We start from the raw sequence: 7191 nt of genomic DNA, 5'->3' as shown, positions 1-7191 counted from the left end.
AACCAAAACAGGTTGTAACTTAACAGAGTAGAAAACAAAATTTATTATATCTTTTTGTATTTATTTTATGAATTTTAATTCTTTACAAGACTTTGTTCATTATCTTGAAGAAAAACAGCTTTTAAAAAGAATAAATCTCGAAGTAGATCCTTATCTAGAAATGACCGAGATTTCCGAGCGTGTCTTAAAAAATAAAGGACCAGCTCTGCTTTTTGAAAATGTAAAAGGTAGCAAAGTACCCGTATTGACCAATTTATTTGGTACTGAAGAACGTATATCTTTAGCCATGGGGCTCGAATCTACGGATCAGTTAGAACAATTTGGTGAACTTTTATCAAAATTAAAAGAACCTGAACCCCCTGAAGGATTTAAAGATGCTATTGCAAAGTTAGGTCTTTATAAAAACATTCTCCATATGCGTATAAAAGAAAAAAGCAAAGGAGAATGTCAAGAAATAGTATACGATACCGAGCAAGTTGATTTAGATAAACTTCCGATTATGACTTGTTGGCCCGAGGATGCAGCTCCTCTTGTAACTTGGGGACTTGTTGTAACTAAAGGACCTAATAAAAAGCGTCAAAATCTCGGTATTTACCGTATGCAAAAATTAGGTAAAAATAAACTAATTATGCGTTGGCTTTCTCATCGTGGTGGGGCATTAGATTTCCAAGATTGGAAACAAACTCATCCAGGAGAAAAGTTTCCAGTTTCGGTAATCTTAGGAGCCGATCCTGCGACAATTATCTCAGCTGTTACCCCTATTCCGGATACCTTATCTGAATATGCCTTTGCGGGATTATTAAGACAAGCACCTACACAAGTGGTTCAGTGTTTAACTAATGAGTTACAAGTGCCAACTAATGCAGAGATTATCTTAGAAGGATATATAGATCCTAAAGAGATGGCGGTAGAAGGTCCATTTGGTGATCATACAGGTTATTATAACGAAACGGAAAAATTTCCAGTTTTTACAGTTAGTAAAATTACTACTAAAAAGAACCCAATTTATCATTCAACCTATACAGGAAGACCACCTGATGAACCTGCGATCTTAGCGGTTGCTCTTAACCATGTATTCACTCCAATTTTAAGAAAACAGTTTCCTGAGATTGTAGATTTTTATCTTCCTCCGGAAGGATGCTCTTATCGTATGGCAGTAGTAACTATTAAAAAAGAATATCCAGGACATGCTAAAAGAGTTATGTTTGGAGTTTGGTCATTCTTAAGACAATTTATGTATACTAAATTTGTCATTGTCTGTGATCATGACATTAATGCTCGTAGTTGGGATGATGTAATTTGGGCAATAACTACGCGTACAGATCCTGAAAGAGATTTTACAATTATTAATAATACCCCAATTGATTATTTAGATTTTGCTTCTCCAATATCGGGTTTAGGTTCTAAACTTGGAATAGATGCTACTTCTAAGTGGGAAGGTGAAACGCAAAGAGAATGGGGACGTGCTATAGTACAAGATCCAAAAGTAAAAGCTAAAATTGATCAAATTTGGGATCAACTAGATTTATAGAATAAAAAATAGAGAGAAGGTTTATTTCTTCTCTCTATTTTTTATGTCTTGAATTTATTATTTAGTTCTAGGTCTTACGATTCCACGTTTAACGTCAGATCTTCTTAAAAACTCTACAAATAAGCTTACACAAGTAGTATTTGCTGCTAATTGCTGTAATTCATTTAAAGCTTCATCAAGAGTTCTGCCTTGACGATAGATAATACGGTACGCTAATTTTAACTGTCCGATTTGGAAGTCAGTAAATCCTCGACGTGTAAGTCCAGTTGTGTTTAAGCCAATTGCAAAAGCATGGTTACCTTGAGCTAAAACATATGGAGGAACATCTTGACTCACTCCAGAGCAACCACCTACCATCACATGTGAACCTATATTCACAAATTGGTGGATAGCTGTACATCCGCCAATAACTACAAAATTATCAATGGTTACGTGACCACCTAAAGTTGTATTATTTGCAAGAATATTGTGATTACCAATAGTACAATCATGAGCAACATGAGTATTAACCATTAACAGGTTATCGTCCCCGATTACAGTTTTACTAATTCCTTGAACTGTACCACGGTGGATTGTACAAGATTCACGAATAGAGTTTCTGTCCCCAATAATTACTTCAGTGTCTTCGCCTTTGTATTTTAAATCTTGATTTACTTCACCAATAGTCACAAAAGAGTAAATTTTATTTTCTTTACCGATTGTCGTTTTACCTTTTACAACTACATGTGAAATTAATTCTGTACCTTCACCAATAGAAACACTATCTTCAACAATACAAAAAGGACCAATTTTTACATTATCAGCAATATTCGCTTTTTCAGAAACTATTGCTGTTGGATGAATTATTGCTAAAGGAGAAATACCCATAATTAAAGTCCTCTACGAGCACACATTAAATCTGCTTCACACACAAGATTACCATCTACATAAACTTTACCCGTAAATTGAGCAATACCACGACGCTCTTTAAGGAAGTTTACTTCAATTACCATAGTATCACCAGGTAATACTGGACGTTTAAATCTAGCATTATCTACAGCTGCAAAATAATATAGTTCATCTGGAGGTAGTTCTCTAGTTTTAAATGCTAAAACTCCAGTTGCCTGTGCCATAGCTTCAAGAATTAGTACACCTGGGAAAACTGGTTTGTGTGGGAAATGACCTGTGAAACATGGTTCATTATAGGTTACATTTTTAATAGCACGAAGCCATTTACCTTCTTCCCAATCTAGAACACGATCTACTAATAAAAAAGGATAGCGATGAGGTAATAGAGACATTATCTCATCAATTTCAATTACACGTTCCGGATTAACTTTTAAATCTGACATCTATATAAACCTATTTATCTTGTTTTAATAAATCTGTAAGTTCAGTAACTTTTTTCTCAAGCTCTTTTAATCTTGTTGCTTGATCTTTTAAATTATCATAACGTAGCATTACTGTACTTCTTAACCATTTTCTATTGTCTTCTACTGGGATTCCTGAAGAATAAACCTTACCACTCTCAGTTAAGCTATGTGGAACCATTGCCATCCCTGTTACAGACACTTGATCAGCAATATTTATGTGACCATTAAAAACAGAAGCACCGCCTATTATACAATATTTTCCAAAAGTTACAGAACCTGCAACAATTGTTCCACCTGCCATAGCCGTTCCCATACCAACTTTACAGTTATGCCCTAAGTGAATGTGGTTATCAATTATAACATCATTCTCTACCACCGTATTGTGAAGAGCACCACGGTCAATACTTGTTAATGAACCAATTTCCGTTCTTTCTCCAATAACTGTAGTACCAACCTGTGGAATTTTAATCCATCTACCACGTTCATTTGCATAACCAAAACCGTCAGCACCAAGTACTGTTAAACTATGAACTACAACATAATCAGCTAGCTCAACCCCGTGGTAAAGGACTACATGAGGATGAAGACGAACATTATTTCCAATCTTACAATTATCCCCTACTGAAGTGTGATTCTCTATAATTGAATTATCGCCAACTGTAACATTTTCTCCTAAAACTGCATATGCTCCAATATGAACATTTGCTCCAAGGCGACAACTTTCAGGAATTACCGCTGTAGGATGAATTCCAGGTTTTACTTTTGGCGTAGTGTCGAGAACTTGAGAAACCTTAGCAAAAGCAACATAAGGATCTTTTACAATAATTTTTGTAATCTTTTGATTATTTATTTCTTGTGCTAATTTTTCCGTTACTAAAATAGCGTCAGTACAACCAGCATTTACATATTTAAGATAATTTTTATCTTTAATAAAACCAATAGAATTGGCAATATGATTTTCGTTATCTAAAGGATGGCAAGTGGTTATTGCTTTATGAGGGTTATCACAATTAACTAATTCACCATTAGTTAACTGTGATATTTCAAATAATGTAATACTATTCATCTTAATAATCAAGCCCTGAATTAAAGGTTAAACCATACAGGCTTACTGTGCGTTGGTGTATTGCTATATTAAAACTATTGTTGAACTAATTTTAATAGCTGTGGTGTAACATCTACTGCGTTTGCGTAATAAATAGAAGCACGAGCATCAATAACAATTGAGATTTTTTGTTCTTGTGCATATTTAGCGACAATATCTCTTACTGCTTTGTCAACTTTATCAAGCTCTACATTTTGATAATCGTTCATTTCTTTTTGTAATTGTTGAACTTGATTTTGGTAATCATTATATTTTTCGCTAAACGCTTGTGCTTTTTGATTAAAAGCAGTTTCACGAGTTTTTAATTGAGCACCTGATAATTTACCTGATTGTAAATCAGCATCTAGTTGTTGCTTCATTTTTTCTAACTCGTTATTTTCAGCATGTAACTGTTGACCTAAAGCTTCTAAATCATCGTTACGCTTTTGGAACTTATCGTTAAATGCTTTTGCACTTTCGGTGAATACTTTAGAAGATTGTACTAATTGATCATAATTAACCACCGCAACTGTTACTGTTTGGGCTGCAGGAGCTGCATAAGCGGTAGTAGACATTACTGCACCAAAAGATGATAAACCTAATACAAGTGAAGTTAAAAGAAATTTTTTAATTTGCATAAATAAAATCCTGATTACTATCTTTTTAAAAATCAGAGAAGAATTAGCAGTGAACACTGCTAATTCTTATTAAATATTCTCATTAATATGTTGTTCCGAAGTTAATACCAAATACTTCTTTATCATCATATTTTTTCGATACTACTGGTGTACCTAGGTAGAAAGATAATAAACCTAAAGGTGATTGCCAGTCTAGATTAATCCCTGCTGTTACACGGAAGTTTGGTTTACTCCAATCTTCATAACCACTAAAGATACTTTGATCTAAAGAAGCTGTGTATTTTTTCCATTGCGTACTCCAAACAGCAGCAGTATCTACGAAGAATGATGTTCTCACAGTTTTAGCAGCTTCACCTCTAAATAATGGGAAGTATAGATCCACTCCACCGTAAACAATTGAGTCACCACCTACAGTTTCATAAGTATTTACACGATTGAAATTAGAAGCACTTAAACTTGAACAACTTGAGCCACCACTACAGTTAATTGAAGCAGGACCAACAGAACTATCACTCAGACCACGTAAAGTTCCAGCTCCACCAGCGGTATATAACGCTGAAATAGGTAAATATTTACCATCCATAGCTCGAGCATGAGCTGCAGCTACACGAGTTCCAAATACCCATCTACCATCATTAGTAATTGGAGTAAAAGTTTTTAAACTCGCTTGTAAGGTGTAGTATTTATCTGTTGATGCTAAGGCAGTAATACCAGTACCTATAGTAAAGTCATAACCTTTAGTTGGGAAGAGATATCTATCATATGTATTTAAGTTATATGAAAGGTTAAAAGTAACATCTCTAGTTCTAACTGTCCATTTACCGTCTTCAACATTTTGCCCTATAGATTGTAAATAAAGCATACGGTAATATTCTGGATAGAGGTTATAGTACTTGTTATTTTCGTAAGTCACGCTACCTGAAACTGTACCATAACGTGAAACAGGAACTGTTGTACCTAAGGTTATACCATAAACAGTTTGTTGATAGTTATAACCGTAATAATTTCTATATTTTTCAGTATTGATTTTTGAAAAATAAACGGAAGTATTTAAACTTAAACCGTAAGTTGTAACATAAGGTTCAGTAAAATCAATTGAAGCATATGTACGTCCAGAAGATCTCTCAGCGGTTAAGCCTACACTTCTTCCAGTTCCCAAGAAATTATTTTGTTGTAATTTTAAAGTATAAGTAATACCTTGAGTACTACCATAACCTAAACCTATTTGGAAACTACCATTTGCAGTTTCAGTTACATCATAATGTAAATTTAATAAGTCAGGTGCTCCCTCAATTACTTCAGTATGATAAGAAGCATCAGAGAAATTTCCACTTCTTAATAAAGTAGTTACATCATCATTAACAAGATTTAAATTATAAATTGAGTTCTCTTGTTGTAATAAGGTACGACGCAGAACCGCATCTTTGGTTAAATGGTTACCATTAAAGATAATCGCATTAACTGTGTATCTTGCCCCTTTATCTACAGCAATAACCACTTCAACTCTGTGATTAGCATCGTCAAATTTTAGTACAGGTTCAATTTTAGGATTTGCATAACCTAAACCAGCTAAATAGTCTTTGATTGCTTGAATCGTTGCATCTACAGTTGATTTATTATAATTTTGCTCAACGGCTACTTTATTTAATTTAGCAAACTCTTCATCTAGAGCGGTGTTACGCGTAAAGAAATTAACCTTTGAAACTTGATATAACTCACCTTCATCTACATTTACAGTAAAGGTTACATCTTGAGGTCTTTCAGTACTTAAGTTTTCTTCTTTTGTACTTACAACTTTAAATTTAGCATAACCTCGATCTTTATAGTAATTTGAGATATTATCTAAAAGTAACTGTTTGTTTTGGCTAGTAAAATTTGAATTGTGATAGAAGTTATACCAACTTGTATCAGGTCGAATTGTAGAATTACTTAATATCTCTTTCTCACTAAAAGTTGTATTACCAACTATATTTAAAGTTTTAAGGTATGCTTTTTTCTTTTCGTCAACTATAACTTCAACTTTTACTGTTCCATCATCTAAAGTTGTAATACGAGTAGAAACCGCAACGTGAGCGTAACCTTGACTTTGATAGAAGCGCTCAACTTCTTCATTTAGTTGCGTTAAGGTGTCTTCATTTAAAATCGCACCTTGACGTATATTATTTTGCTCGTAAGTTTTACGAATTTGATCTGTAGGAATTAAAGAATTACCTTTAAAATTAACAGAAGCAATGGTTTGCTTTAATTTTAAGTCAATAACAAGATTATTACCATCTTTGTTAACTACAACATTATTAAAGTTACCTGTAGCATATAATTTTCGAATAATTTGTGCAATCTCATTATCATTAATTACAGAGCCTTGCTTTAAATTTAAAAGGTTAATAATGTCTTGACTTTGAGTTTGATTCACTCCTTTAACTTCTACGTTATTTAATTGAAATGGAGTGATTGCTAAAGCTGGAATGCTTAGCGCTAGCATTAACTTTGTTAATAAAAACTTTTTCATGAAGGGAAATTTCTCTTTAACTTCTCTTTTTTGAACAGAAGAGGGGATGTAATATTTTTTATATGTATTTATATATG

General features: G+C 33.5%; 6 protein-coding genes. 1 reads left to right on the top strand and 5 read right to left on the bottom strand.

Features of this window, described 5'->3' with window-relative positions:
* Positions 1-67: 67 nt before the first annotated feature.
* Positions 68-1531, top strand: coding sequence for a 4-hydroxy-3-polyprenylbenzoate decarboxylase (gene ubiD / locus CKF59_RS06865; protein WP_119535200.1), 1464 nt, complete (start codon positions 68-70; stop codon positions 1529-1531).
* A 57-nt stretch (positions 1532-1588) separates the two neighbouring features.
* On the opposite strand, the gene lpxA is transcribed toward ubiD, so the two are convergent.
* From lpxA to bamA, 5 genes are all read right to left on the bottom strand, one after another.
* Positions 1589-2398: an acyl-ACP--UDP-N-acetylglucosamine O-acyltransferase gene (gene lpxA / locus CKF59_RS06860; protein ID WP_119535199.1), complete on the bottom strand. Its 810-nt coding sequence runs from the start codon at positions 2396-2398 to the stop codon at positions 1589-1591.
* A gap of 2 nt (positions 2399-2400) precedes the next feature.
* A complete protein-coding gene (gene fabZ / locus CKF59_RS06855; RefSeq protein ID WP_119535198.1) occupies positions 2401-2862 on the bottom strand; it encodes a 3-hydroxyacyl-ACP dehydratase FabZ in 462 nt (153 codons plus the stop codon).
* A 10-nt stretch (positions 2863-2872) separates the two neighbouring features.
* Entirely contained in the window at positions 2873-3949 is a 1077-nt protein-coding gene (lpxD, locus tag CKF59_RS06850) for a UDP-3-O-(3-hydroxymyristoyl)glucosamine N-acyltransferase (RefSeq protein ID WP_119535197.1), read from the bottom strand.
* Between the two features lie 74 nt (positions 3950-4023).
* A complete protein-coding gene (locus CKF59_RS06845; RefSeq protein ID WP_119535196.1) occupies positions 4024-4605 on the bottom strand; it encodes an OmpH/Skp family outer membrane protein in 582 nt (193 codons plus the stop codon).
* 82 nt (positions 4606-4687) lie between these two features.
* On the bottom strand, positions 4688-7114 hold the full coding sequence (bamA, locus tag CKF59_RS06840) for an outer membrane protein assembly factor BamA (RefSeq protein WP_119535195.1): 2427 nt from the start codon (positions 7112-7114) through the stop codon (positions 4688-4690).
* Between the last annotated feature and the right edge of the window lie 77 nt (positions 7115-7191).

Source organism: Psittacicella gerlachiana (assembly GCF_003585965.1).
GTDB lineage: Bacteria > Pseudomonadota > Gammaproteobacteria > Enterobacterales > Psittacicellaceae > Psittacicella > Psittacicella gerlachiana.
This window is presented reverse-complemented; position numbering and strand designations above follow the sequence as displayed.

Excerpts from the sequence above, each read along its gene's own strand:
- ubiD (WP_119535200.1), top strand. The coding sequence starts at position 68 with ATGAATTTTAATTCTTTACAAGACTTTGTTCATTATCTTGAAGAAAAA.
- lpxA (WP_119535199.1), bottom strand. The coding sequence starts at position 2,398 with ATGGGTATTTCTCCTTTAGCAATAATTCATCCAACAGCAATAGTTTCT.
- fabZ (WP_119535198.1), bottom strand. The coding sequence starts at position 2,862 with ATGTCAGATTTAAAAGTTAATCCGGAACGTGTAATTGAAATTGATGAG.
- lpxD (WP_119535197.1), bottom strand. The coding sequence starts at position 3,949 with ATGAATAGTATTACATTATTTGAAATATCACAGTTAACTAATGGTGAA.
- CKF59_RS06845 (WP_119535196.1), bottom strand. The coding sequence starts at position 4,605 with ATGCAAATTAAAAAATTTCTTTTAACTTCACTTGTATTAGGTTTATCA.
- bamA (WP_119535195.1), bottom strand. The coding sequence starts at position 7,114 with ATGAAAAAGTTTTTATTAACAAAGTTAATGCTAGCGCTAAGCATTCCA.